At 52.7% G+C, this 26,423-nt stretch carries 26 protein-coding genes and 1 pseudogene; 17 read left to right on the top strand and 10 right to left on the bottom strand.

Going from position 1 to position 26,423, the window contains the following annotated elements:
• The first annotated feature begins 95 nt into the window (after positions 1–95).
• From HU725_RS13920 to HU725_RS13905, 4 genes and pseudogenes are all read left to right on the top strand, one after another.
• Positions 96–500, top strand: a complete 405-nt coding sequence (locus HU725_RS13920; RefSeq protein ID WP_186478071.1) for a hypothetical protein — start codon at positions 96–98, stop codon at positions 498–500.
• Positions 500–1,087, top strand: a complete 588-nt coding sequence (locus HU725_RS13915) for an antitoxin Xre/MbcA/ParS toxin-binding domain-containing protein (RefSeq protein WP_186478072.1) — start codon at positions 500–502, stop codon at positions 1,085–1,087. Before HU725_RS13920 ends, HU725_RS13915 begins: the two co-directional genes overlap by 1 nt.
• On the top strand, positions 1,084–1,587 hold the full coding sequence (locus tag HU725_RS13910) for a hypothetical protein (RefSeq protein WP_186478073.1): 504 nt from the start codon (positions 1,084–1,086) through the stop codon (positions 1,585–1,587). The genes HU725_RS13915 and HU725_RS13910 overlap by 4 nt, the downstream gene beginning before the upstream one ends.
• 157 nt (positions 1,588–1,744) lie before the next feature.
• Positions 1,745–2,000, top strand: a pseudogene (locus HU725_RS13905) (transposase); the annotation flags it as partial.
• 235 nt (positions 2,001–2,235) lie between these two features.
• On the opposite strand, the gene HU725_RS13900 reads toward HU725_RS13905, so the two are convergent.
• From HU725_RS13900 to HU725_RS13890, 3 genes are all read right to left on the bottom strand, one after another.
• Entirely contained in the window at positions 2,236–3,030 is a 795-nt protein-coding gene (locus HU725_RS13900; RefSeq protein WP_186478075.1) for a hypothetical protein, read from the bottom strand.
• 89 nt (positions 3,031–3,119) lie between these two features.
• Positions 3,120–3,980, bottom strand: coding sequence for a hypothetical protein (locus HU725_RS13895; protein WP_186478076.1), 861 nt, complete (start codon positions 3,978–3,980; stop codon positions 3,120–3,122).
• Between the two features lie 732 nt (positions 3,981–4,712).
• On the bottom strand, positions 4,713–5,213 hold the full coding sequence (locus HU725_RS13890; RefSeq protein ID WP_186478077.1) for a hypothetical protein: 501 nt from the start codon (positions 5,211–5,213) through the stop codon (positions 4,713–4,715).
• Between the two features lie 386 nt (positions 5,214–5,599).
• On the opposite strand from HU725_RS13890, the gene HU725_RS13885 reads away from it, so the two are divergent.
• The 3 genes from HU725_RS13885 (at position 5,600) to HU725_RS13875 (ending at position 10,355) form a co-directional block, all read left to right on the top strand.
• Positions 5,600–6,456 (top strand): IS5 family transposase gene (locus tag HU725_RS13885; protein WP_186478078.1). Its coding sequence is split into 2 segments (ribosomal slippage): positions 5,600–5,938 and positions 5,941–6,456, totalling 855 coding nucleotides; the frame shifts between segments, so codons are not numbered across the junction.
• 315 nt (positions 6,457–6,771) lie between these two features.
• Complete coding sequence (locus HU725_RS13880) at positions 6,772–8,595, top strand: ATP-dependent nuclease (RefSeq protein WP_186478079.1); 1,824 nt, start codon at positions 6,772–6,774, stop codon at positions 8,593–8,595.
• Positions 8,592–10,355 (top strand): UvrD-helicase domain-containing protein, encoded by a 1,764-nt coding sequence (locus tag HU725_RS13875; RefSeq protein WP_186478080.1) that lies wholly within the window; start codon positions 8,592–8,594, stop codon positions 10,353–10,355. The genes HU725_RS13880 and HU725_RS13875 overlap by 4 nt, the downstream gene beginning before the upstream one ends.
• 524 nt (positions 10,356–10,879) lie before the next feature.
• On the opposite strand, the gene HU725_RS13870 is transcribed toward HU725_RS13875, so the two are convergent.
• Positions 10,880–11,125 (bottom strand): helix-turn-helix domain-containing protein, encoded by a 246-nt coding sequence (locus HU725_RS13870; RefSeq protein ID WP_186478081.1) that lies wholly within the window; start codon positions 11,123–11,125, stop codon positions 10,880–10,882.
• 194 nt (positions 11,126–11,319) lie between these two features.
• Here HU725_RS13870 and HU725_RS13865 point away from each other — a divergent pair, with 194 nt between their 5' ends.
• The 7 genes from HU725_RS13865 to HU725_RS13835 all read left to right on the top strand — a co-directional run bounded on the left by HU725_RS13865 (position 11,320) and on the right by HU725_RS13835 (position 17,419).
• On the top strand, positions 11,320–12,219 hold the full coding sequence (locus HU725_RS13865; RefSeq protein ID WP_186478082.1) for a hypothetical protein: 900 nt from the start codon (positions 11,320–11,322) through the stop codon (positions 12,217–12,219).
• Positions 12,220–12,250: 31 nt separating this feature from the next.
• Positions 12,251–12,724: a hypothetical protein gene (locus HU725_RS13860; protein WP_186478083.1), complete on the top strand. Its 474-nt coding sequence runs from the start codon at positions 12,251–12,253 to the stop codon at positions 12,722–12,724.
• Entirely contained in the window at positions 12,724–13,314 is a 591-nt protein-coding gene (locus HU725_RS13855; protein WP_186478084.1) for a hypothetical protein, read from the top strand. Before HU725_RS13860 ends, HU725_RS13855 begins: the two co-directional genes overlap by 1 nt.
• Positions 13,315–13,641: 327 nt before the next feature.
• Complete coding sequence (locus HU725_RS13850) at positions 13,642–13,848, top strand: hypothetical protein (protein ID WP_186478085.1); 207 nt, start codon at positions 13,642–13,644, stop codon at positions 13,846–13,848.
• Between the two features lie 169 nt (positions 13,849–14,017).
• A complete protein-coding gene (locus HU725_RS13845; RefSeq protein WP_202884453.1) occupies positions 14,018–16,126 on the top strand; it encodes a hypothetical protein in 2,109 nt (702 codons plus the stop codon).
• A 99-nt stretch (positions 16,127–16,225) separates the two neighbouring features.
• The gene (locus HU725_RS13840; protein WP_186478086.1) at positions 16,226–16,927 is read left to right on the top strand and encodes a hypothetical protein; all 702 of its coding nucleotides are present in this window, start codon (positions 16,226–16,228) and stop codon (positions 16,925–16,927) included.
• Between the two features lie 126 nt (positions 16,928–17,053).
• On the top strand, positions 17,054–17,419 hold the full coding sequence (locus HU725_RS13835; RefSeq protein WP_186478087.1) for a histone-like nucleoid-structuring protein, MvaT/MvaU family: 366 nt from the start codon (positions 17,054–17,056) through the stop codon (positions 17,417–17,419).
• Between the two features lie 55 nt (positions 17,420–17,474).
• On the opposite strand, the gene HU725_RS23045 is transcribed toward HU725_RS13835, so the two are convergent.
• From HU725_RS23045 to HU725_RS13820, 3 genes are all read right to left on the bottom strand, one after another.
• Positions 17,475–18,278 carry an SDR family NAD(P)-dependent oxidoreductase gene (locus tag HU725_RS23045; protein WP_186478088.1) on the bottom strand — a complete coding sequence of 268 codons (804 nt, stop codon included), beginning with the start codon at positions 18,276–18,278 and terminating at the stop codon, positions 17,475–17,477.
• A gap of 50 nt (positions 18,279–18,328) precedes the next feature.
• Positions 18,329–19,087 (bottom strand): SDR family NAD(P)-dependent oxidoreductase, encoded by a 759-nt coding sequence (locus HU725_RS13825; protein WP_225915544.1) that lies wholly within the window; start codon positions 19,085–19,087, stop codon positions 18,329–18,331.
• A 133-nt stretch (positions 19,088–19,220) separates the two neighbouring features.
• Entirely contained in the window at positions 19,221–20,024 is an 804-nt protein-coding gene (locus HU725_RS13820; RefSeq protein ID WP_186478090.1) for a MoaF C-terminal domain-containing protein, read from the bottom strand.
• Between the two features lie 364 nt (positions 20,025–20,388).
• On the opposite strand from HU725_RS13820, the gene HU725_RS13815 reads away from it, so the two are divergent.
• Positions 20,389–20,925, top strand: a complete 537-nt coding sequence (locus HU725_RS13815; protein ID WP_264081729.1) for a TetR/AcrR family transcriptional regulator — start codon at positions 20,389–20,391, stop codon at positions 20,923–20,925.
• Between the two features lie 57 nt (positions 20,926–20,982).
• On the opposite strand, the gene HU725_RS13810 is transcribed toward HU725_RS13815, so the two are convergent.
• Positions 20,983–22,413 carry an APC family permease gene (locus tag HU725_RS13810; protein ID WP_186478092.1) on the bottom strand — a complete coding sequence of 477 codons (1,431 nt, stop codon included), beginning with the start codon at positions 22,411–22,413 and terminating at the stop codon, positions 20,983–20,985.
• A gap of 308 nt (positions 22,414–22,721) precedes the next feature.
• Between HU725_RS13810 and HU725_RS13805 the strand changes: the two genes are divergently transcribed.
• Both HU725_RS13805 and HU725_RS13800 read left to right on the top strand, forming a co-directional pair.
• Complete coding sequence (locus HU725_RS13805; RefSeq protein ID WP_186478093.1) at positions 22,722–23,942, top strand: multidrug effflux MFS transporter; 1,221 nt, start codon at positions 22,722–22,724, stop codon at positions 23,940–23,942.
• Positions 23,943–23,953: 11 nt separating this feature from the next.
• Positions 23,954–24,559 carry a TetR/AcrR family transcriptional regulator gene (locus tag HU725_RS13800; protein ID WP_186478094.1) on the top strand — a complete coding sequence of 202 codons (606 nt, stop codon included), beginning with the start codon at positions 23,954–23,956 and terminating at the stop codon, positions 24,557–24,559.
• A 113-nt stretch (positions 24,560–24,672) separates the two neighbouring features.
• On the opposite strand, the gene HU725_RS13795 is transcribed toward HU725_RS13800, so the two are convergent.
• Both HU725_RS13795 and HU725_RS13790 read right to left on the bottom strand, forming a co-directional pair.
• A complete protein-coding gene (locus tag HU725_RS13795; protein ID WP_186478095.1) occupies positions 24,673–25,122 on the bottom strand; it encodes a GlcG/HbpS family heme-binding protein in 450 nt (149 codons plus the stop codon).
• A gap of 78 nt (positions 25,123–25,200) precedes the next feature.
• A complete protein-coding gene (locus tag HU725_RS13790) occupies positions 25,201–26,223 on the bottom strand; it encodes an MsnO8 family LLM class oxidoreductase (RefSeq protein WP_186478096.1) in 1,023 nt (340 codons plus the stop codon).
• Positions 26,224–26,423: the final 200 nt, after the last annotated feature.

Raw genomic sequence — 26,423 nt, 5'->3', positions numbered from 1 at the left:
CTTATTTTTCCCTTCCGAACGCTATTTCGGGTGGTGGCGTGATGGTGGCGCCACGCGAAGGTGCCTCGTTTCGGTAAACAATAGGACCAAATAATATGTTCGAAACCAATGACCAAGGCCGCGTGCAAGATCTGTATTTCGCCCCAGAGGAAGGCGCGCACCGATGGGCCTACGTTTCCCTGACCTCGAACCATGAATGGTTCTACGTCACGTATGAGCTTTCTGATGAGGAGGTGGTCAATCATCAGCAGTTGATGATCCCACTCGCTCCCTACGTATTGAGCTTGGCGACCAGAGATGTTCCAGAGGCTTTCATTAAGAGCATTCAGTTGGTATCGCCACCATGGCTGAATGGCAGCGACACCTGGCTCATGCAGGACCTGAAGGCGATCCGTTGCTGTGGGATGAAGTTTGTATATGAGCTTTACAGTGGTGAAGTTTATCCGGAAGAATTTGCTGATGCCCCGGCAAAAACCATGTGGCCCAAAGGTGATAACTGATGTACAGACCATTGGAGCTAGGGCTAGTATCGAGGCATTCGAGCCTTTTCGGCGATCAATGCAGCGCGCAGGACGGTTTTACCTTCGAATGTGAGAATGGTTGGTTTGATCTAATTGCAGCCAACCTTAAGCTCGTTGAGCGTTACGCCGAGCTAGAGCGATTGAAGGTCGGAATTACCCAAGTCAAAGAAAAATTTGGGCTATTGCGTGTGTATCACCGTGGTGGTGACGATGTGATCGATCGTTTTCTCGATATTGCTGAGTTAGTTTCCGCAGGTGTCTGCGAGATCTGTGGGGCTCAGGGAGACGTAGCTGAGCACCAAGGATGGCTTCGTGCTCGATGCCATTTGCACCGAGATGTGGATGAATCTGTCTCAGTTCTCACTAGTAAGGCCGGCTTCATAGAAGCCTACGTGAAATGTGTGGCGCTCTTGCTTTGGTTTTTCAAAGATAACTCTGTCAGGTGGGTAAACCAAGAGTGTCTTGGACTCGGTGGCCGGCGCCCGTCTGAGCTTTTGGCCTCTAGCGAAGGGTGTGAGCAGGTCTACACGTTGATTCGACGGTTGGAAACCGGGGTGGCGGTGTGAAGCCCAAGGCCGTCTATCACTTCCACACTACTATGGCCAATCGTCTTGGCCTTGAAAGCTACCTCCGTCAAAGGTTGGACTGGGAATTTCAGCAAGGCTCAGTGGATTTCGACCGCGTGCGCAGCGTCGTGTCATCACCAAGACTGGAGTCCCACTCTGTACGTTGCTTCAGTCATCCCCGACTCGCGGTGGCGGGGGATTCTTACCTCAGCCTCCACACGATGCTTGCAGATGGCTGTCGGAAGACTTATGCATTATCAATGGCCGATTGGCTTGAGATACAAGATGCTGTGGAGACGGTGGAATGGTGTGAGCCATTTGAAACGGCGGTAATGAATATTCAGATCTGGCCGTTCGCCCCCACCGAGCTGGACCCTTTCGCCATGGCGGTTGCTGTATCGCTGAGTTTTACTCCAGCAGAGCTAATGGCGGAATCAAGGATATCGTTAGCTCTGGATGAACTCCTGAATGACTGGGGCTATAGCGTGGACGAATTGTGAGACGGACCCAGTGAGTAGCTTATCAATGGAGTGAGGGCGTATTCTGATTGATGATGGAGTAGTTGGTCATCTCATCATTGCATGCGGATATAGTAGTTATTGGCATAGGGCAAGGTGTTTTGAGCCGACAAGCTCAATGTGCTCTATCGTCGAATAGGTTAGGGCCAGGGGCAAGACGTGCCTTTCCCTGAGCAAGTTCTCGTGGCTGGCCGGTGAGATCAATGCATGCGGTCATTCGCCCGCTTGAAGGTGACTGGCCTTACCTGTGGATCGATGCCATCTACGTCAAAGTTTCAGAGGCTGGGCGCACCATCCCTGTCACCGTAAAAATTGCCGTGATCGTAAACACTGACGGTGGCCACGAAGTCCTGAGCCTATGGTTAGGGCCGTCAGGTGCAGAGCCGTTCTGTACATATATTCGCAACTCAGGGGTTTGACCAAATGTATTCCGGATTATGTCGATAACACTGAAGGATTCATAGAGGCCCACCGTCTGGTTCTGACGAATATTGTGGGCTCATGAAAATCTATGATAGCTGTTGGAGCAGCCGTCCAGGCTGCCAACTATTGATATGTCTCCGATCTACTCATGATTCGTGAAGATTTTATGTCGTTCGTATTTTGCTGTTAAGGCTTTTGTGTGAGTTACTATGAGTCCAATTTAATTAATCTGCTTTTCAGTGACTCAAGTCCATTCGCAACGTCTTTATTTCCCTCTTTTTTGAATTCAGTAATCGCTTGCTCGACTGCTGAATTGAGTGCTTGGGGGTCATAGGAGAAATCAGACTCTGACCTTAAGTCAAAGTTAGTCTGCCCGGCAATGCATGCCAGTTCAGCGATTTTGGTGCTGTCGTGCCGGATTATTACCGAATCTAAAAAGCGTAAAGCGTGATTTATCCAGTCAAGCGAGTCTATAACTACGCTACCTAAGAATTCAAAAAACTCTTTCCTATCAGGTGGGTACAGGAGATCGATTTCGTGGTTAAAGAGCTTTTGTTGTCCATCTGGCGTCAAGAAAGAATTTATTGAGGCTTCAAGCAATGCTCGGTAACTCAGAAATACTAATGTCTCACGGTTGGCATCCGCATAAAATATCTCAGGAGCCCATTGCGCTGCGCGCTCAGTCACTACAGGATCCAAGTGTCCGCCAAATCTGTTTCTTACGTGGTTAACAAAATCCACGCGCCTATGTAATAACTTGGTTTTTGCAAGAAGATCGGTGCTTTCTTTGAAGCCCGATAACTTGCTCGACCTGCTCAATAGGTCGTTCAGGTTTTTGAGTGCAACAAATATGTCGCTTGTGCATCGTAACCACCATGTAGCAGAGTCGGTGGAGTTAATTTCACGCTTTAATTGTTCGTCATAATGTCGCAGGTCGTAAGCAATGACAGATAACGAAAGCCAGATTGACTTTTCTAAAATTTGATATTTTTCCTTGCTCATGCTGTTGGGCCCAGAATTATATAGTCGTATTTGTTGGATTTGGTTGGCGGGTCGTGCCATCTTTCAATTTTAACACTGTTGAAGTTCTTTCATGTTTCAAGGATGGTGTTCACCTGTTTGCAAATCATGCACTCACTGAAGCCGCTTCGATTAAATTGAATCGTGTCGATGAATTCATCCGTCCACTTGGAATCAAAATATTCATTTTGTTCAAAAATTTTCTGACATGCCTGGCACGGCTTGGAGCGAGCTTTTTTGTCGTAGTTAAAGAATTTTATTGAGTCGGCAGGGGTTAGTTCTTTTATGATTTTTGAGATTTCACGATGTAGGGCTAGTGTAATGTAAATGTGATTTGGAGGGCCGTCATCAAGCCTGATGCCATACTCAGGAGATCGATCTAGGTATTTGTACCGTGTCGTTAACCATAGGTGATCGCCCGTCAAGAATTTGTGGCAAAGAAGAATTGATCGTGCAAGGTCGTTTGGTGTGACTGAAATTGCTCTGTCAACAGTGTGCATTATCCTGTTTCGCAGGGATCTCATTTCTTGAAACCAGTGTTGAAATTCCTCGGTTAGTCTTGTGCTTGCGAAAGTGTTGTGCACTTTAATCAGATCTTGGGCATCCAGCATTCTGAAGCTACTGAAGCTCACATCGGAGTTGTTGCTTGCTTTCGGAAGATTTCGTGGGTCCATAGATATTAGCAGGTATGGTGAAATGCTAAGTATCTTTCCTTTTAAATAAAATTCCACCGCGTTCTGGACCATCGCTAAAGCTGTGGTTAGCTCTGGCTTCGCAAATTGCCAATATTTGGTTAGTGTTTCTTTGCTAGTTCCCAGGTCGTCTAGTACTTCGTGCTCGCTGATTAGTTTTATAAGGCTATTCCATGCACTATTTATTAGGTTTTCGGCCGCAATGGTAAACTCTATTTCATCTGGTATGTCTACAAGCATTTTTCACCTTGGGTTAAGATTGTGCTGTGATTATGCTGGTAGAACCTTGGGATTTCAATTCGTCAGATGATGAGGAGCTATGGCTGCATTACCATTCATGTGTCGCGTAGTGCCAGAGCCTTTGTATGTAAAGATCTGAGTTGCTCCTTGACGAAGAACGCGTGGTTTGGCCTCAATTGGACTGTCTCGCTTGGCCAGCCGGATGTGACCTAGCCTTGGACCTAGGTGACTCTTGCAAGGGTTCTTATCAAAAGGTTAGGATCTCTGCATTCCAAGGTGTAAGCCCGCGAAGCCACAAAATGGGGGAGCAGGGCAGATCTTCAGCCTCGGCAGACGATCTCTGCGAGACATGAATCAGCCGGGAACTCAATGCACATTTTTTATTGGGTACCGGCCAATGTTCAAGTATCTCGCGCTCTGCCTCAGCATTTTGGCGACATCTCGTCAGCTTCGGCTGTTATTAATGCCACTGACCTTTTCGGCCCCCATCATCTCAGTCGCTTTATTGATATGGTTGCTGCAAACACCCTAGAAGGGTCAAGGCAGCTTTAGGTCGTAGGTATGTATTTCGGTGCAGCCGTACGCGTTTGTTCTCCATGCGCCGAATGCACCGGAATACGGTCTTTTTCTGGGATTTTGTAGACGATTGTAGATCGCTAGACGATATCCCTCCCGTCCTGACTAGTCACTGGCTGTTCCTAGAGGCCGATTTTAGCCTCGCATGCTCATGGCTTAGCTGATTTCAACAGAGCTGGGTTTAGGGTTTTCTTTATGATGAAGATTCGGTGACTTGTAACCGGTTCGCATATTGTCTAGCCCTCTTACTGTGACATAAATAGCACCCCCGACTGCGAGAAGTCCACCGAGGCCAGTGGTTTCCAAATGTAAAAGCAGAGCGTATGTGAGGGCTACAGAAAAAGAGACTTCTACAAGGCCGTAATAGAATTTTTGCTTTTCTCTGAAGATAAAAAGAAAAATTCCGGCGAGTAATGCAATAAGGGTTGACAGCTTAGGATGTTCAGAAATAAGTGCAAGCTGTTGGGTGAAGTCCTTGCCGAATGTTGATATTAGTGCTTCTTGGAACATCCAGAAGGCGATGATTACCAGTATTCCAGATTTTATAAATTGGTAACGACGCAATTCAGTTTCTAATCCGACCGGATCAGTCTTTGATCGCTCTATGATCCGCTCCCATGCCCTTGCTCTTGCTTCTCGGTGCCTTTTTCTGCTCATGATGCTAAACCGTCTCTAGCGTCTGATGGGTGAACTCGATGCGAGCAAGGATCTCACATTAACCAGGTGTACACCAGGCTGCGTAAAAGAACCAATACCTAACAAATTACCAATTTTGGTATTTGCGGGTGTCGCGAATTTTTGGTGAATTAGGCGAACCCTGTTTCTTTTGACTCCAGGCGATGTCATTGCAATTCAGATGACTCATCTGTCCAGATTTCTATCAGGTCGTCCTGTCCAATAATGCGGTGTCGAACCCTCTTCAATGAAGGGGGGGCTAGTCTCGTTTCCTAGGCTCTGTACGAAATCCCGAGAAACCCAATAGGCGCCCTTCGGAAGCTGAAATTCTGTAGGGTTCCCGGCCATCTACGGAAAGGAATTCTGTGATGGCAAAGCGTTACGAACTCTCGGACGAGGCCTGGTATGTGGTCTCTGATCTCTTCATCGAAACTCATGGCCGAGGGCGGCCACGCCTGAGCGACCGCCTGATGCTCGATGGCGTGCTCTGGGTACTCTGCTCGGGCGCTGCGTGGCGAGACATGCCGGAGCGCTTCGGCCCATGGTCAACGGTGTATCAACGGTTTCGCGGCTGGCGAAACCAGGGGACGTTCGATCAGATGCTCAAGCGCTTACACCTGAGATTGAATGAGCAAGGCTTGATCGATCTTCAGACCTGGATGATCGACTCAACCGCAGTACGTGCAACCCGAGCCTCATCCGGCGCTCGGAAAAAAGGGGGCCTAACGAACCCGCCGATCACGCTCTAGGCCGCAGTCGCGGTGGCCTGACAACCAAAATCCACATGCTCTGCGACGCCAACGGGACACCGTTGCGCTTCCTTCTCTCTGGCGGTCAAGCCAGTGACATCAGCTACGCCCAACCACTGCTGGACGACGTCAGCATTCCATCGAGCCAACGTGGTCGCCCGCGTAAGCGCTGCAAATGGTTGCTCGCCGATAAGGGCTACGACGCCGAAGCGCTGCGCCGTTACTGCGACCAGTACCGAATGCAACCCGTCATCCCGATGCGCTCAATGAAGCGCAAACCCAAGCCTGGCCTACCCAGACTGTTTGATCGGCCCAAATACCGACAGCGCAACATCATCGAGCGCATGTTTGGCTGGCTGAAAGAGAATCGCCGCATCGTGACACGCTTCGACAAGCTCGCGAAAAGCTATGCCGCCATGGTCTCACTGGCTTGTTCCATGCGGTGTTTGCGACATCTCTTTTCGTACAGAGCCTAGGTCTACGGAATCGTAATGAGATTTTGCGCCATCATTGGCACAGGCCCGCTCCTGTCGCCTAGTGAGCGAGTCATGCGGTACCCTCGAAGGAGAGAACCTTGAGGTGCGGCGCGCGGTGTCAAAACGCGTCCCCATAGCTGCCTTAGTCGCTTGCTGAGGACCAGCGCCATTGGTTCGCCTGCCAACGTATAACCCTGACGCCGTCATGGCTGTCAGTAGTCATCATTGATTGCAAATTTTCTTTGGGGCCGCCTAGGCAACCGTGTTTGGGTGAGCCAAGCTGAGGTTTCCGATCCGGCATAGGGAATTGCGAGAATGCGCGTCATCAATCTCAAGATTGAAAATTTCCGTGGTGTGAAATCAGCTGATCTTTGGTTTGAAGGACACACGTTGTTGGTAGGGGGAAACAACGTCGGCAAAAGCACGATCTGCGAGGCGCTGGACCTCGTTCTCAGTCCAGATCGGCTCTCTCGCTTCCCTCCTGTCCAAGAGTTCGACTTTTACAACGCAGAGTACCTTGAGGCCGATGGCACAACCCCGATAAAGATCAGGGTTGAAGTCATGCTGGTGGCCCTGAGCGGAGAGGTTGAGCGCACATGTGCTGCTCATACCGAACTCTGGCACGTTCAAGAGCGCCGGCTGTTGGAGCCAGGCGAGGCGGACATGGCAACTCCACCCAACGTCGTCAGGTGCCTGAGAATCGAGACGCAGGCCATCTACAACCCGGAGGAGGATGAGTTCGAGGCCAATACGTTCTTTTCGTACAGCCCAAGCTTGGACGATGGTGAGCTTCAGCCGGTGAGGAAGACGGTTAAACGGTTATTCGGTTTTCTCTATCTTCGAACCCTTCGCACAGGCTCACGTGCGCTAAGTCTTGAGCGCGGCTCGTTGCTCGATCTCATCCTGCGACTTCAAGGTGTCCGAACAGGTCTTTGGGAGAAGTCGATCAAGCGGCTGCGTGAACTGAAACCTCCGATCGATTCGGATGCCGCTGATCTGCGGCCAGTCTTGGACTCCATTGAGGAGAGGCTCGCTCAGTACATTTCGGTAGGTGGGGCAGGGCAGGCTACTCAGCTGTTCGTGTCGCAGCTTACACGTGAGCATTTACGCAAGACGATGTCCTTCTTCCTTTCCATCACGGCAGATCAGAAGCCAGTTCCTTTCCAGCATGTTGGGACCGGTACGCTGAATACTCTCGTGTTGGCGCTGCTGTCCTTCATTGCTGAAGTCAAAAAAGACAATGTCATTTTTGCCATGGAAGAGCCGGAGATAGCTCTCCCGCCGCACACTCAGCGTCGCATCGCGAAGTACCTCCTGGAGGAAACGACGCAGTGCTTCGTGACTTCACATTCGCCCTACGTGATCGAGAGGTTTGACCCTTCACAGATCATCATCTTGCGGCGCAATGGTGAAGCCACCGTTGAGTCTACGACAGTCTCGGCGGGCGCGACCCTGAAAGGGAAAATGTACAAGCGTCACGCAAGGAGAGGCTTGGCTGAGGCAATGCTTGGTCCGGGAGTGATCGTTGCTGAGGGTATTACTGAACACAGTGCTCTATCTGCTGTAGCTGAAAAAATGGAGCAAGCTGATCCTGATCTATTTGCCCTAGACCTCGCTGGCATAACTATCTTCCCGGTGGAGGGAGACGGCTCGCTCCCTAATTTTGGGGCTTTTTTCAAAGCCCTTGGGCTTAGGACTTACGCATTCTATGACTACAAACCACGCAAACCGGAGGACAACCAAAAGTTCGTGGATGCTTTCGATTTGCCTTACGAAATACCTCAGCCGAATATCGAAAAACTGTTGATCGATCAGACACCAGTGAATCATCAGTGGACTTTCCTCTGCGCTATTCGAGAGACTGGGGATCAAGGCAACCTAGGCATTCCTGGTGAGCGTCCCAACGACGATGGCGTCAGGGCCAACATGTTGAAGGCCCTTAAAAGCAACAAAGGGAACGGCTATGCAGCTCGACTGCTCGATCTGTGCTCGATTGATGAGCTGCCTCCAGGAATAACGCAATTCCTTGAGCATGTGTACAACGACTTCCCTAAGCCCGGTGCGGTAGGGATTCCCGGTGACAATCCATCAGGGGAAGAGGATGAAGAGGACGAAGAGGATTTGGTAGGCGCCCTATGATCATCTGTGAGCGGCGCCAGACGATTCTGGACGAGGACGGCCACCTTTTGATCGTTGGCGGACCTGGCAGCGGCAAGACGACCATTGCCTTACAGAAGGCTATGAAAATCATCGAGAAAGGGTTGCAGCCAGGTCAGTCGATACTGTTTCTCAGCTTCTCAAGAGCTGCTGTCGCTCGGGTTGCACAGGCGTCTAAACTTCTGGTCGATGAAGCGGCGCAATCACAGCTGAGCCTCCAAACCTTTCACTCTTATTGCTGGTCTCTGCTCAAAAGCCATGGATATCTGCTTGGGTCACCTAAAGGTAAGCTAAAAATCCTATTGCCTCAGGATGAAAAAGCCTTATCGGGTGGACTGAATGCTCCAAAAAAAGGCGAGCCAGAAAACGTAAAGTGGATAGCCTGGCAAGAAGAGCGGCAGCGGCTCTTTTCGGAGGAGGGCAGGATCTGCTTTGACTGGTTTGCTCCCAAGTGCAGTGATCTACTTGAGCGATGTCAATTGCTTCGAGAGCTGGTAGCAAACACTCATCCAGTGATCATCGTAGATGAAGCGCAGGACACCGGTGATGCAGCTTGGAGCTGTATTGAGAGGCTTGCAGGCCACTGCCAGATCATCTGCCTTGGTGATCTGGATCAGCAAATCTTCGACCACTTGGAAGGTGTTGGTCCAGAGCGAATCGACCACATCAAAGCAGTCCTTGAACCTGTATTTGTGGACTTGGGCTCAGACAATAATCGTAGCCCTGGGACTGAGATCGCACTATTCGGTAATGATATCCTGACGAAGACGCCTAGGAGGGCACCTTACGCCGGTGTTGGGCGACAGATGTACGATCCCCGGCATGATGCGGCTAAGTGGATTCGAGTAGCGCTTGCACGTTTCTATCGGGGGGCTAAAGCTGAAGGCCTACGTATAGAAAATTTGGCAATACTGGCGACCACCAGCAGTGGAGTTGCGAAGATCTCGGCAGCGCTCAATGGCGGAGCAAGCCCTATACCTCATAAGGTTTTATTCGATGAGGCCGCGGTTCTATTATCCGCTCGGTTAGCCGCATTTCTACTAGAGCCCAAGCGGCCTGACCGCCGTGCGACTGATGTGGCCACCTGCCTGCAACTACTCGCTTCAATAAGGCGAGCAAGTGGAAGTGCGACGGCTATCAAGGAGGCTGCCAAATATTTGAAATGGGCTGCCGCTATTGCTGCGGGTAGCCCAGCAAAAACCATACTCGGCAAGAGCGCTGAAGTCCTGATAGCTGGAGCATCTGAGCTGGATCTTACCGGGGATCCGGCTAGAGATTGGATTCTTGTGAAGACCCTGCTTTACCGAACAGGTGTGAATGAGTTAAAGCAGGTTGCGGGCGCGCTTGACTATTTGATTGCTTTCAATCGTGGCAAGCGAATCAGTGCTGCTCTATCCGAAATGTGGATGAGTACTGGCGCTTACACTACGGCACGCCTAGGTCTGGACATGGCTTTAGTTCAAGACCAATTGCTCGCAGGAGGAGATGACGCGCAGGGCATTCACGTCATGACAATCCACAAATCGAAGGGCAAGCAATTCGATGCAGTGATCTTGGTCCGAGAAAGTATCAGGCAGGGTGCAAACGAGTTTCGCTCGTCGCTAGTTTGGCGGGGTGATGTCGTCCCCTATGATCGAAGTCGGAAGATTCTGCGCGTGGGTATAACGCGTGCCAGGTGCTATGTTTTGATGCTTGAGCCCATTTTCCCAAAATGCCCGATCATGTCTGATCATCGATTATGATAGCGACTGCAAAGTGGCAACCTGGGTCTCTCAAGTGCTAGCCGCAGACTTAGTTTCTGGTACGGTTGTGCTGAATTACCAGTGTCCTGTCTCGGAAATATGTTCTCTTTTGGCGAGTGGTTTGGGCGTTCGGCCAACACGCCGCGACGAGTCATAGCAGGGCTATGGCGAGGAGTGGCAACGCCAGCCGGGCGTCCAGAATTGGAGGAGAGTTACTCGCCGATCATTCGGTCCGCTCTCTGACCTGGGCCACTGAAGATTATGGCAACTTCAGTCCAGGCTCATTCGAGAGTAAGCACCTCTTTCCCATCACAAAGACCCTCATCGACTAGCCGTTAAGGCTAACGAGCCCAGCGGTGGGTTGGGAGTTGATACTGAGTTGCCTTAGGGCATCAGGCGTTTAGGCTCTGTATAACAAGAGTTTTCGCAATCAACGCCTGGTAAAGACCTGTGATACCCCTTAGCGCCATTGCTTTTCGCGAACCTGTCTGGTTCCGGACACTTCAGTGCGGTGGTGCAGGTGCTTATAGGCCAGCGTCATCCAGAAGCTCTGATGGCCTCCAGCCCACCGCAACCGCGATCTTGAGGATGTTCAAGAACGTCACGTTCCGTTCTCCTCGCTCGATCTTGCCCATATGACCCCTATCGATTTGCGCCGCGTCAGCAAGGGCTTCCTGGGAGAGCCCAAGGGCTTTTCGACGCGCACGGATAGACGCACCCAGCCTCTCTAGGTCGCCGTCTTTGTCCGATGCTGCCGAAATTCTTGCCATCGCCAAAATCTGCAACGTATGATGCTTTCATGGCCACGGCATTTACGACCCAAAACTCCATTTCGTGGCTGTTTTCCATCGAAACCCTGCTCGGCTCCCGATCGCAGGCCCTGGAAGGTGGTGCTGCTTCTGCGGTGACGCCGGGTCGGAGGAGGGGCAGTCCCCTGGTTCTCGCCTGTTAAAAGGATGTTTTTATGATTTACCCAAAGCCTCAAACCCTAAGCTCGCTTGCTCTGCTAATGACTTGTGTGAGCCTAGCGGCGTTGACCGGCTGTAATGATGATCAAGCCAGTGGCGGGGAATCGAAGGTGCCCGCCGCCCAAGCTGAAAATCATGAGCCGACCTACGATGAACTGAATACCACGTTAATTGCCAAATTCCCGAGTCCGGGTCGTGCTCAGGAAGCCTCTTCGTTAGACATCCTTCAACCTGAGACCGCATTCAGGTTGTATAACAATCTTCGTACGTGGCAGGAAGATGGGCGGGACATAGCAAAACTTCTTGAAACCTCACTAGGTGAGGGTGGTGACGGTGTTCATATCTTTAAGTTGGGAAGAGAGTACAGCGAGACATCTGACGAATTTAAGAGGCATGACCTTGAGGGTAAGATTCTTGCAGAAACCCAGCAGGAAGCTGCCAAAGTAGATGGTAATCGGTCGGTCAAGTTTTTGAGTGAGCCGGGGAAGCAGGTTTCACTGGCTCTAGGTAAATATATTTTCGATGAAATGACTTTTAAAATCGACAGTTGCCTATTTTCTGACAAGTTAAAGTACTCTAAGGAAGAAGCGCGCAATTCCCAACATATACGAGGGGCTGATCAGGAGCGCTGTTATTTCAGGACGTCCAATACCGAGCTTAGGGTTGGCTTCGTCGGTGGCTCAAAAGTGAAATTCAAGGTGGAAAGTCCTGATCTGGCTAGGAAAATTGAAGCCGATCGGAACGTACTGAGGATCGCGGTTTACGGGTACGTCGAGTCTGTGCAGCGTGACAAGGTTGGCGGAAACCTGGCCAAGGAAAGGTTGGTCCTCATTGCTCCTCAGCGAGTCGTGCTTCTTGATGCTAACGGCCAAGTTCTCACAGAGACAACTATCTGACTAGGCGGCAGGGCTTTCGGGCGATATATCTATGGAAAAAATCAAGAAAGGGCTTGTCAGAATAGTTGGCAAGGTCAGCAGCATCCAAAGCAGTGTTCATACAACAGGAAGCTTGAGAACAGGTGCATTGACAGGTAATGTCACCGGGTCGATTTCCAGCAGTGACCAATTCACATTTCGGCTAAATAATACTCCTACAGCGTTTAAGCACGAGAACGGCGTGAGTCTCCAAGAAGGAGATGAGGTGGTCGTGGTGGGGCGTGTTAAAAATGGGCAGTTGGAGGGGTACGCACTGAAGAATATTTCAACAGGGGCGTCGTATGATCACGTCAATTCATTCGCTTACTGGTGTTTGTTGGCGTTCCTTCCTGTCTCGATTGGTCTTATTGCTATAGCTATTGGGCTGATATTAACGCCCATAGTAATTCTTCTCATCAACACACTCCATAAAATGAAGTACGCAGCGTCTATGGTTGAGTCGTACCAGAGCCAAGGGACGAGCTAATGGTGAGTATGAAGGTGCTGGGTGTTGCGATGACATTAGCGATTGGGCCCGCAACAGCATTCGCGGATTTTTGCGATATTATTTCCAGCGGGGCATCTCAGGCATGCCGCTCTAAAGCCCAGTCAGGCGGTTCAGTCATCATTGGGAGTTGGTTGCGCTTGAAGCCGGAGCTAGCGATTCAGCCTAGTACCGGGACCAAAAGCTACTTCGTATCTGGTACGACCCCAGCGCTTGAAACGCTGGGAACAACGTCCAGCCGTCGGCCGATGCTGACGGTGGATTGCTTTGCCAAAAAGCGCACCATGCGTATGGGGGCACTGCCTTACATGCTAGGTCTCGCAAACGGGAGTAACAAAGCATTCACCTTGGCACTCAACGTTGACGCCAAGCCACAATTTACCGAGATCTGGTCGCTTGACTGGCAGCATGCTGAGCTGAGGGCGCCGGAGGGCAGTCAATTAGCGAACGAGCTTCAGAGGTCTGCGAAGCTGACGGTCAAAACTGAAGGCGTACTTGGACGAAAATCGCCTGTCGGCTACGTTTTCGATACCCGAGGCTTCGACCAGATGAATGCGGGGCTCTGCCGATAGCACAGTACAAGTCAGCGCAGCCAGGGCAGCGCTAAGGGGATGCTGTCTGCTCATGTTTCGATCCCGGCGGACTGGTGATCTAAAAGCTTGGGGCATTATGTCTGCGAAGCGTACCATCAACGGATTGGCTGAAGCTGGCGAGCCGCTCATACAGCAAGCACTCGATTCGCTCAGGCTTGCTCGTTAAGAGGAGGCTGCGGGCTTTTCAGAGGATGAGGTGCAACGCCTTTACCTGGTGGCGGATTCGCTCCACCAGGCGGTCGTGGATTTTCAGCTTTTGAAAGACGGTACGCTTTAGGCGCTCATTCACTGAGGGATTGTGACGGCATGGAGAAAAAAGCACCGCCTCTTTACCCTGACCACCCGATGTACACCGACGCTGTGGATGCGATGAGGCGGTATCACAACGCGGTTGCCTCTGGCTCCTCCTCGGAAGAGATCGAGCGGTTGCGTCAGATTGCCGAGTCGCAGTTTCAAGCTCTAAACGACTACCAGCTCGATGCACTGGCTTCTCTTCCGAGGAGGGCGCACTGACCAGGGGCAGGTTGAGCCTCGGTAAGCACCAACGCATCACCATCTCGATATCAAGAAGTCTCAAGCGTAGCTATCTGCTGAAGGCGTCCATTCGCGCTGCTTGCGGTCTCTGAGTAGAATCCTTTCCTCCGACCAATCTGCACCAGCCGCGAGTGAAAGGGAGAACGCTTTGAGCGTGAAGATTTGCTTAGACAATCAACTGTCAGTTGCCTGCATCCCGCTGGCAGATTGGGCTCCGCCGCTGGTAGAACAACTGGAACGCTACTTTGAGGTTCGCGATTGCGTACTTCAACTGGACTACGCCCACTTGTCTACTGAGATACCGAGCGATATGTCCAACTGGCTATGGAGTTCGTTATCAGATCGTGAGAGCTTTGCGATCAAATTCGAGCACGCAGCACAGAAGGGGCCTATAGCACTGACCCTCACAATCCTCGGGCACGGGGCCATTGGGATCAGAGGTTCATCTTCTATAATGGACATGCATGCTTATGATGGTGCCGGAGAGGCCTTCAGAGATGATGTGCTTCAGGGCTCCCCCCGAGCGTTGCGTGAAACCGTCCTGGCGGAGATCTCACCCTCTGCGACATGGGTGAGTTGGCTACTTGATGGCATTTCATCCTACCGGTCTCGCTTTCTGGATGATCGGGAAATTATGGCGGCGCTGGTGGCCAATACCTCTAAGGATGATTGCGCTAAAGGTCTCCAACTAGTCATTCCCGGTCACGGTGAGAACAGATGGGCCTTCGAGCAGTTGGTTGAGAAGCATTGGCAATATGTGTGCGACCACCTACAACAATATGTCGGCAATTCAAGCAGCGAGGTCGCTAATCTCGTTTTCTCGCTGTTTGCGAACTCATCAAAGGTCCAGGAGTCTCGGTGGGCGTGCGAGCGGGTGCTTGATCGAGCGGACTCGACGAACTTTTCTCGGCTGATTCAGCACTGCCGTAAGCTCGTAGCGGATGATGTGCGAAAGTTGCTCCTGCATTGGCAGGCCCGTCCGAAGACAGTGAAAAAAGACGATTTCAAGAATAACGTTGCCAAAGCCTGTTCAACGCTAGCTTCATTGTTGGGAGAAAACATACCCTCGGATATTGTGCTTGCTGCGCTCTGGTGCGAGATTGGGGTCCCCGCCCGATCCGGTCAGCAACGCGTGGCCGCAAGCATTAGAGAATTAACATCCGCGGTATGGGGCAGAGAAACGTTTTGGAGCCAACTGGGTCCAGCCGCCCGCGAGGCCTGGCGGCAGGATATTCTCGACCAGGTGAAGGGTGATCCAGAGCTGGCCCAGGGGCTTCTCAAATTCGCCTGCCTTTGGCTTGAGCAGGCGGCGTTCGCCGAGGTTGAGCCAGTACTTCTGCAATTGTTGGATGACGAGGAGCATCTGGCTTTTTCGAATCGCCTCGCTAGCGCTGGGCCTAGGCATGTGCAGCTGAGGGCCATGGGGCTGGTGCGGTCAAGTCGGGGAGCACTAAATCTGGAGGCGCCGGTAAGCCAGAGTGAGAGTTCCACTGCGATGCCCAGCGTCGGCGCACGAACATGGCTGGGTGACCCGTCTGTGGAGCGTGTAATCCATAGCGCGCTCAGCCAGGTCGAGGAGGAGTTTTGCCGCGAGTATCCTGCGGTTTGGGGGGAGGATGAGGAGGCCCATACGGCACGCCTACTGGCTCTGACGCGTGAGGCAGTGAGCAACGCGAGCGACCAGTTGCACCAGCTCTCAATGACGACGCGGGGTAAGTATCCAAGCCTGTCTGTGAGTTTGCGTCAGCCCAGCAAGCGAGAGGAAGGGGCACGCACGGCCGCGGGGGCTCCTCTAGGGGCCGATGTGCTGTTCCTGACACGGATCGTGGACGAGGGCAAAACGGTGATCCAGCGCGCCACTCTTGTACAGGTGAAAAAGCGTAGCGGCACTGGCTCGGGAAAGGGCTTCAGTTCGACGATAGGCATCAACCTCGGGCAATGCGAGGATATGCTAACGCAGTCAGAGCACTCTTATTATCTGTTTGCGACGCCGGCCTCACCGCGCCCCACACTCTGGGTTGCTCCCGCCCGGCTCGTTAGGAACCTGACCCAGCTACATACAAGCAAAGCCTCTGTAGTGGCGATTCAGGTACGGGATGCAAGTTGCTCTTACGCGGACTTTTTCCTGTACGACCTAGTCGGTCTGTGGGCTGGCGACGAACATGAGCGTATCGTCGCGATCGCCAATGGCGATCCCCGACACGGGCGAACGCCTCGCCACATCGTCGAAATTGAGGTGCGACGCCAATCGGATTGAAGGGCCCACAATTGACCATGCTGCTGCAAAAGGTAGGTATCGGCCACAAGCAGCTCCCTGTATGGCATAGTGCCTCCTCCATATCGAGAGGGGGCTTCGATGAAGTTCAAAGAACACCGTGAAGCGTATTCCTATCCTTTTGTTGCGCTAACCGGCACCATCGGCCAGCACAGTTGTATAGAGTTCAATACCTCGTCAAAGCTGGACGCATATCACCACCAATTGTTGCGTTCCCCGCAGGACGAGCAATCCGTGCTCGGCTATCTCAGTGTGCTGTACTGGGGGCATTACGCAACCTCCAACGGCATCGCAAACCACAATCGTGCTTTATCCAAAGTTCAGACAGCCATCAACGGTTCGAGCTTTATCCGCAAGGGTGTGAACATCAGACGACGTGGCCTGGTTGACCTACCACCCCATCAAGCCGTTCGATTGATACGCGAAGCAATCACACTCGTTGACTCCGCTCGATATGGAGAGGCGATACGTGTGCTGTGCACCTTGCCACAGATAAAATTCGCGTTCGCATCGAAAATCCTTGCATTCATATCACCCAGCACATGCGGAGTTATTGATTCTGTGATCGCCAAGAAAAATCCAGAATTCGGTCTTAAGTTGAGCGGAAAATATGTAAGCGCTGTGCTTAATAATTTTCAGAATTATGAAAAATATTGTGCCTTGTTGTTAGAAAGGGCAGAAGCTCTGAATGAATTTGGACCAACGGCACACTGGGTAGACCGGGATGGGCAGAGCCATCCTTGGCGAGTCCTGGACGTTGAACGCGCGTTTTATGCTCGGTGAGGCACTCTTCATATGAGCGGGTGTAACCCGCGGCCCCACCAGTGCGTCAAACTTGTTTGTAACCCGTTGAGCTGTAAAATTCCTGCGTGCTGGGTGCAGCATCCCACATACATAAGGAATGTCACCATGTCGAGATTGGCCGAATACCGGAAGCTTGAGCAAATGCTGGCTGCCCAGCTGGCTGAGCTTGAATCCATGAAGAATGATGAGTCGCTGAAGCGCGAGATCGATTTCGAGAAGAAGCTTCGAGACCTGCTGGAGAAATATGGGTTCAGCCTCCGCGATGTGATTAATATCTTGGACCCACAAGCTGTACGCCGCACCCCAGCAGCCGCGCCAGCAAAGGTCACTCGTAAGGCTCGGAATGTGAAGGTTTACCGTAATCCGCACAACGGCGAGCTGATTGAGACCAAAGGTGGAAACCACAAACTTCAGAAGCAATGGAAGCAGGAGTACGGCGCTCAAGAAGTCGAGTCTTGGGTCGGTAAATGACCCTGTCGGCCATGCTGAAATTTGAAAGGGCGCTTTCCAGGCGCCCTCACGTTCTCTAGAAACTGCTGAAGTTGATGCGAGGGTCGAGCGCAATCGAACCTGGATCCCCGGCTATCATCCCGCCATCAACGGGTATGACGGCTGCATTAACGTATGAGGCTTTTGGGGATAGCAACCACGCAATCACGTCTGCAACCTCTGATGCTGTTGCTGGCCGTCGTGATGGAACAAAGGAGGTTGCGCGGGCATAGGCTTGTTCACGGTCCAAACCGAGCGAAGCGCCATATTCCTGAATCTCCATGTTAGCCATTTCGGTTCGCACCCACCCAGGACAGACTGTGTTGGCTCGTACGCCTTGAGGGCCGTAATCAACCGCGACTGACTGTAGCAGCATGTTGAGACCGGCTTTCGTCGCGTTGTAGCCAGGGATTTCGCCGGTAGCTCTGAGTGCCGCGACAGATCCGACGCCAACGATGGCACCGCGAGAGTTGATCAGGTGGGGCATTGCAGCACGTAGGAGCTTGAATGGGCCAGTTAGATTGGTGCGTACCATGTCATCCCAGTCGCCATCCGAAAGCGCCCCAACAGGGCCTGCTCTGACAATTCCAGCGTTTAGAACAAGGCCGTTCAGACCGCCAAATTTTCCAATGGTCGTATTAACAAGATGAGCTAGATTCTCTTCTGACGACGCGTCCGCTACCAGAGCGAAGGCCCCTGTCTCGTCGGCCACGGATTGGAGCGGGGCTAGGCGTCGACCGCAGATCACTACGTCCCATCCATCTGAACGGAGTGCTTTTGCAGTAGCCGCTCCAATGCCTGTACCTCCACCTGTGACAATTGCTACTGGGCGTTTCGTCATTTTTAATCCTCAAGGTGCTCGGTGATTGCCGGCCGCTCAGGGAAGACCGCTCAAACGAATTTGAGCGGCGGGAGAGCAGAGCGAGCTAGGTATCCGAAGTCGGCTACTACGCTGGTACCGTTGATAGGGGCGCTTACGGGTGATGCTAGAAAGACCACGTGACGAGCGAGCTGCTCGGCCTGCATAACGGGTAGGCCAGTACCCTCAAAACCATCTGGGCGGCCCAGGTCGGCTCGCGACATCGGAGTGTCTACTACGCCGGGGCAGAGACAATTGATTCGTACGGTCGGGTGGTCTATAGACAAGGCCTTTGTGAGCATCAGTACTGCCCCTTTTGATGCACAGTAGGGAACCATCCCCTCAACAGCGACCAGTGCGGAGTCAGAGGCGAGGAAAACGATGCTGCCAATCTCGCTTTTACTTAGTAAGTGGAGGCTGTGTTTGGCTGCCAGGAAATTGCCTCTCACATTAATCGCCATCACCCTATCCCAATCGTCCGCAGTGATCTCGATCGAGGTGCTTCCAACAGGGCCAGAGATTCCTGCGCATCCGATCAGCGAGTCCAGCTGGCCAAAGATACTCTCAGCGTAAACAACAGCATTTTGGATGTCGGTTTCTGATGTTATGTCAGCCTGAAAAAACGCCACGGCGTGCCCTTCTTGACTGAGCTTCCCAGCTATCTTTGCGCCAACGACGTTTCGATCGGCTATTAGTACTTTCGCGCCCTCATCGACCATAGCTCGCACGCAGGCAAGGCCTATGCCCGAAGCGCCTCCAGTAACCAGAACCACTCGACCACTTAAATGCATATCCAAGATTCAAACCTCCTGAGCTTTCTGAACCGGAGGAGGCGGCGAGAGCGCTTTGCTGCGTCACCACCTCATTGAACCTGTTGGCACCAAGGCCGCAGGGGGGGAGCGAACCGCATCACCCCCCCTTCATTTAGCCTTTGGAGTGATCGTCAGGATAAACGGTGGTGTTCATTACGCTGAGGCGGGAGTTGAATGGCAGCACAAGCAAGCTATTCAGAGTGTCATCCCAGCCATACATGCGGCCAATCGATCGCTCTTGTTTAAGGTCGATCAGCAGGACGGCTTCCACAGTCATCACTTTTTCAGTCCAGAAGAAGATGTACAGGTCTTCTGCGACTTTCCAGGCTTTACAGTGGTCTGTATCGGCCAGACCCACCTCTCCGCCGCGCAGGCAGTGCCAAGTGAATGTTCCCAGGTTCAGGTAAATATGCTCGTAGGTTTCGATGTCGCTATAGCGATAGAAGATGCGCTTGCCAACCAAGCCATCGGAGCGCTCGTGTTTTATCTCTTCACCGTTGATATTTGCAAAGGTGAAATCTGTGACCGCTCTAGTTTTGCCTGCGACTTCCACGAAGCGCGAAAGGCCCGTGGTCACGGCTCCAGTATTCTGATCGAGGATGATGGTCACGTTCTCAGCAGCCAATCCCGCGCCGCGTACGAAGTCGATAATGAAAATTCCGGGGCGAGCTTCAATCGCTTTGTACTGAGCGGTGCCGCTCTTGTGATCTGCACCCTTGCCGGCAGACCAGGTTAACGACTCCTGATCTTTGAAGACGTACTCAACGGACTCATCAGGTTCATCACCGACCTGAAGAATAGTGCCTGCGAGTGCGGAGGATGCTGGGAGTGTTTGCTTACCGAAGCCGTCCAGCATTACCGATACCGACGGCCACTGATCTTCTGGTACGAAATCTTGCGTAGATGCCAAAGCCATGATTTTTATGCCTTGTTGTTATGGATTAGAGGTGCTGCTGCCTGGGTAGATAACCGCAGTGACAGCGGACGTTGCACGCTGCTAAGTCAAAACTCTACGTTTGTTTAGTTTTACCGTCAATGGTATTTTGGCCAGAATTCGTCCTACCCGAGTAGGAAGCCTCCAACTGCCTTCGGTGGTGAGAGCGACCTACGTGCTCCGGCAGTAGGTTTTGTGCGACCATCGGCGGTCTGATCGCGGCTTGAGTTGCGCATGGTTCGCCCCAAGCACTTGCTTGGTACGGCTTGAATTAGGATCTGTAGCGAGTGTTGATATGACGGAGCAAGCTAGTCGATTGCCGTATGGGGAAGGTCGTGAGGCATTGATGGCTGCGGCGATCGATGTGGTAGCGGAAAAGGGTTTACGCGGTGTGACCTATCGCGCGATTGCGGGGCGCGCGCGAGTGAACCACACGCTGGTTACCCATCACTTCGGCTCGATTGAGGGGCTGTTAGCAGCTACCATGGAATGGGCTATTGAGCGATCGATCCGTGAATCTGGGCTGGAAAGAATTACGGACTTCGACGAAGCGTTTGCCGACTCTCTCATTGCCTCCGCCTCGCGGGAACCAGAACTGCAACTGTTTCAGTTCGAGATGCTGCTGGAGTCTCGGCGTAGCACAGAAATGCGCAGCCTGGTTGAAAAACTGTATTCGAGCTACATGAGCACGGTGGAGCAGGCGCTGAAGGATAAGGGGCTGGACACGGCTAACGAGGCCGCGATCGCGATCTTCGCGGCTCTCGATGGACTGATGCTGCAATTCCTGACCATCAGTGAGCCGGCGAAGATCCGGGCGGCGCTGATCCACATTGGGCATCTGGTCTCTGCAATTCCTCCCCTACGCAGGCACGAAGATATTTAGCCTGCCTTCCAGGCTACACGGGTCCTCGCTGGGTCCGCGTCACCTTTACCGCTTAGATCAAAAGCTATTATTTGATTTCGGGCCGTTGGGTTGCTGGCGATCTTGCAATTTCCGCACGCCATAGAGAACTACCGAGAGCAGAAGGATACCGATACCCATCAGCAATTCCTTTGTGCCCCCGTAACCTACTAGTTCAGTAGATGCCGCACCTACCAATACGATTAGTCCGGTCAACAGGCTCAGCGCCCAAGCAACTGGTATCCAACCCTGGCCAAGCTTCACTGGTCTCTCCAGATGGGCTGCATCCTTTCGCAGCCACAAGAAGCCACTGAGGGCGAAGAAAATGGACGCAACGTATCCAATGTTGGCGGTGACCAAAATGGCTAGAGGAGACGAGAGGAGAAAAATCATCCCAATGTTCAGTATCACGGCTACGGTCATGCACCGCCCTGGCACTTGATGCTTGTTCAGTATGCCCAACTGGCGAATAGTTAAACCGTCTAACGCCATCCCGTACAGCGCTCGTGAACCATCGGCAAGGGATGCATTGAGGCCCATGAATAGGCCTACCAATAGGGTGCCGACGAAGAAGCTGCTGTACTCATTGCCAAGAATCGCGTCGAAAGCTCCGATAAAGAAACCATTTGGGTTGTCGATGGCCGCCTGCTGGTCGGCCAAGCCGCCAAGGCTGAACGCCACCGCTGCGAAAGCCGCGACGGTATATAGTCCGGATGTGATGAGCGCCATGCGCATATCACGCTTGCTACGGTACTCGGGTCCGAATGCAGCACACATTTCTGTCCCGTAAGCACTCCATGCTATGAGGAAGAGCCACATCAGAGCGGTACGGCCAGTAGTCCAGTCGGTGGCAGGCAGGCGATCCCAAGCAGTCTGGAAGTGGGAAAAACTCCAAGCATCGCTGTAAAGAGGGGCGAACGCTAAGACCAAGATGGGGATCAGCAGTAGCACGCCCATATATTTCGAAACGGAAGCCGCCATCTGAACGCCGAGACGGTTGAATTGCCAGAACACCAGGATCAGGCCGGCGCCGATGAACTGTGCCAGACCGATGCTTACAGAGCCGAGCTGATAGCCCCACGTTTGATCAGCAAACCACTGCGCTTGAATCAGTGAGCCAGCACTGACGCCTACAATCGCAAGGACCGCCGACCAGCCCATCCAATAACCGAAGGATGCGATGGGACCAACCAGCGTGCAACGGCGCTTCCAACCCTCCGTTGCGATCATGGCGATGCCGCCCGGCTTGTCGGGATACATCGCAGTGACTTCAAGAAATATCCAGTTTTGGCATGCTCCAATTGCAGCGGAGCCGACCCACAAAACCAAGGCGCCGATAGGGCCTAGGGCGCCGAGCGCGAATCCAAATGAAGCAAAAATAGAACCAGAGACCGCCATGGAGAGCGCGAATGCGTCAGTCCACCGAAGCGTTTTGGAGAGATGGGAGGGGTTATTTTCGTTATTAGCCATCGACAGGCTTCCTGGGAAAGGTTGGAGGCACGTTGATTACTACACAGGCTGCGCAGCTGATACATGACTCACAGTGACCGTCGTTTGCGCTTGCGTGCCAAAAGGCAGACCAACTGCAAAGCTGGATTCTTTACAGAAGGTTAGCTGCCTCAAAAGGCTTAACGAGCAGTTCTCCCAGGCTATTACATCATTAGGTTACAAAATCCGGAGGATGCTTCGACAGATTCCTTGACTATGAAATTTGATGAAAATAGGATCGCCCAGCATCACGACCGACCGGTCGGTAGTTTTAATGCTGGAGCATTTATATGAGTGGATCTGTAATCTGCCCGGTGCCCGTTCGCATCGCAGTAGCGCTAGGTTTGATCGGAGCCTTGGGGCCATCAGCAGTCGACATGTACTTGTCGAGCCTTCCTGAAATCTCACGCGAATTTGAGACGAGTTTTGCGAGCGTGCAGTTAACGCTTACCGTCTTCTTGTTAGCCATGGGGGCGGGTCAGCTCCTTTTTGGGCCTATCGTTGATGCATATGGTCGACGCAAGCCTCTTCTTGCTGGCCTTGCCATTTTCACCGCGTGCGCCCTTGGCGCTGCTTGGGCCTCGTCGTTGGAAATTCTGATCGGGTTCAGATTTGTCCAGGGGTTGGGGAGCGCAATGACACTCGTGGTCATCATGAGCATGGTCCGTGACATCAGCACTGGGGTGGCTGCCACCAAACTGTTTGCCATGTTGATGACCATCGAGGGAGTGGCACCAATCCTTGCCCCCGCTGCGGGTGGTTTCGTGGATGCGCATTTTGGATGGCGGGCAGTGATGCTGGTGCTGGCGGCTCTCGGAATCGCTGTGTTGATCAACAGCTGGTTCGCGCTTCCTGAGACGCTGGCTCCTAACAAGCGAGCACCATTGAGCATTGGCGCGGCGTTTAAAACGTACATGGCGATTGCTAAAGATCGGAAATTTTTGATGCCAGCCCTGGCGGTGTCGTCCGTATTCTTTTTTCTGTTCGCCTACATTGGCGGTGCAACGTTGGTGTACCAGGAAAGCTACGGTTTGAGTACTCAGCAATTCGGACTGCTGTTTGGCGCTACTGGTGTAACGATCATCTTCGGTGCGATGGTCGCCGGTAGAATGGTGAGCAGCCTAGGTCTGGGTAAATTGTCCATGCTGGGGGTTACATGCATGGCGATAGGTGCGACGATTTCCCTAGGATCAGCCGCTTTAGGTGTGGGGCTGACGGGAGTGGTGGCAGGGATGGCTATCGCACTTTTTGGTCTGGGTGTTGCTGAGTCAACACTGATGTCGCTGGTAATGTCATCGCAGGAGAAAGCGTTGGGTTCAACAGCGGCACTCTTGGGCGCATTCCAGCTTTCAATTTCCTCTACCGCCACACCGGTTGCCGGCCTGGTACTGGAATACGGGCCAGTGGCTTGGGTGGGCCTACTTGCTGCCAGCGCTTTCGTCGTATGCCTCCTTACCAAGATAAGCGTACCTAGTTCGGCTTCTGAGACTTACAATCTCGCGGAACACTGAGCGGAGGCTGCATGACGTATAAAGATCTGAGTGCAACGGCTGGGCGCATTGCCCAGCTTGCACTCAACCATTTTGCTGAGCGCGGTTACGACGCGGCCTCCATGAATGATATTGCCGTGTTGGCTGGGCTCAAGAAGGCTTCGCTTTACGCTCATTTCGAAAGCAAAGATGCTCTCTACGTCACTGCACTGGAGATAGCTCTGGATGCGGAAATCGGCTACGTGCGTGCTCATTTTGCCAACAGAGAGGGGGCGAGCGTTGTACCAGGCGAAGGATACTGGTCTCAACTCCGCGATCGATACACGCAAAATGACTCACTGCGATTTCTGTTGAGGGCAGCGTTCTACCCGCCTCATGCGCTTCGACAAACGGTTATGTCGGGCTACGACGTCTATTTGAGAGTGCTCCGAGGCTGCTTCACGAAAGTCTGCGTGGCTGAGCGTCAGCATCTTTCAGCTGAGTTCGAGCACTGGCTGGTGGAGGCCTACATGGCGGTGATCGACAGTCTGACTGTCGAGCTGATTTATGGAAACGATGATGGTTACCGGCGACGGATAGAGGCCTTCAGTGGTCTGTATGTATGGGCGAGCCAAGCTGCGACGGCCAAGAATCGATGACCAAGGATCTAACCGGATATCTGATTGCGGGGGCTTGATCCTCTTGTGTCGCGAACTGTTTCAGCTGGATGCGGAGGCGGTTATGCACCTCTGCATCTCACTCAAGCATGAACTCAGGTCACGTTCACAAACACAAGATCACCGATGCGCTGTGCTGCTGCTTTGGCGCAGAAGACGTCATTCGCCTCACTTGATCCAGACACCCCGATGGCGCCAACGACTTGCCCATTGACCAGAAAGGGTTCGCCGCCGCCAAACAGGGCTATGCCTGGTTGAAGAGGAAGTCCAGTTTGTACAGCCGCAGAGCAGCCTTGCAGGCGATCTGTCCACTCTGACGTGGAACTGGCGAACCCAACGGCGGTTAGCGCTTTATTCAAAGCGATAGCTTGGGATGGGCGTGGCGCCCCGTCCATATGACACATATGAATTGTCATGCCACCAGCGTCAACGATGACTAGGCTGACTTTAACATCTACCAGTTGCGCTTGCTCGATAGCGGCTTGCATCCCTTGGATGGCGAGGTCAAGCGTAATCGTCGGTTGCTGTCTCAACCAAACAGTCATTCTATGGCACCTTGGCGACGAGTGAATACGTAATGGCACTAGCAAATGACGCCGCGTCAGTGCCGTGGCGATGTGGGCTCACTTGGCACATGAACCATTCGCGGTCGCAAGTAGACGGTAGCTCCGAATTCGATCATCTAGGCTATGCGTCACGGTCACGATTCCAACTTCGTCGCTGCCGAAAGCATGAGCCAGTTCCTGGATTTTTTTATGGCAGTTTTCGGGTGATCCAACCACCATGTCGCCAAGCGTGGCGTCGAATTCTAAGCGCTCTAGTTGGGTCATTTTCTGGTAACGCGTCCTAACCTCAGAAGGGGAGAGAAGGCGCTCCCGTGGAGCCCCCGCCGCCATCATTTTTCGGTGCACAGCGGTACCGGCTATAAAACGCGCTTCTTCGTCTGTCGGCGCGCAAATTACCGCCAAGGCGAGGAGTCGAGGAGGGGACGCCCCATGGCCGGCCTTCTGGTAGACGTCGGCGTGATACTTGAAAATGGCGGGTGAGCAAAACCGGGGAGCAATGAACTTCGCTAGCGCCAACCCCATTCCCAGTTGGCCGGCCAGATCCGAACTTCCGCCACCAGATCCGAGCATCCACAGTGAGGGCATGGTTGACGCTTCAGATGGGATCGCCAGCGCTGAATACGGGTGTTCAGTTGGAAAGCTACTCCGGATGAAGGCGCAGAGTTCGGCCGCCTGCTGAGGAAAGCGATCCTCCTGAGTGAGAGTTCCTGGCGCCGCCAACGCCGCAGAGCTGAGGTGATTTCCTCCAGGTGCGCGTCCGATTCCTAGATCGATACGTCCTGGGAACAATCCTCCTAGCAATGAAAAGGTCTCGGCGACTTTGTAAGGGCTGTAATGAGTGAGCATCACGCCACCGCTGCCGATCCGCATCCGATTGGTGGCGCTCGCAATTCGAGTTATCAAAACCTCAGGAGCGGCTCCTGCGAACTGGATACTGTTGTGGTGCTCAGCCAACCAATAGCGGTGATAGCCCAATTTTTCGCATTCGATTGCGAGATCTACTGATGTCGAGGGCGCGGTTACCGAGGTGCAATTTTCATGGATGGGTGTTTGATCAATTACGGTCAGGCGCAAGGTCACAGGCGTGCTTCCGTCATACGGTAGGTTGTGCGCAGATCGAGCTTCGAGGCCAAAATCTCACTGATCTAGCTTAGGGGGCCCGAATCCACTGCTTTGTTCAAATGTTAACTAAACCTTCAGGGGGCTGCGACAGGAACCGAATATTTCCCATGAAAAGTACAATTTTCCGCTCGTAACGTGCATTTCAGTCGGGAAGGTGG

This window comes from Pseudomonas promysalinigenes (assembly GCF_014269025.2).
Lineage (GTDB): Bacteria > Pseudomonadota > Gammaproteobacteria > Pseudomonadales > Pseudomonadaceae > Aquipseudomonas > Aquipseudomonas promysalinigenes.
Note: the sequence above shows the minus strand (reverse complement) of the source record. Positions and strands in the feature narration are given on the sequence as shown.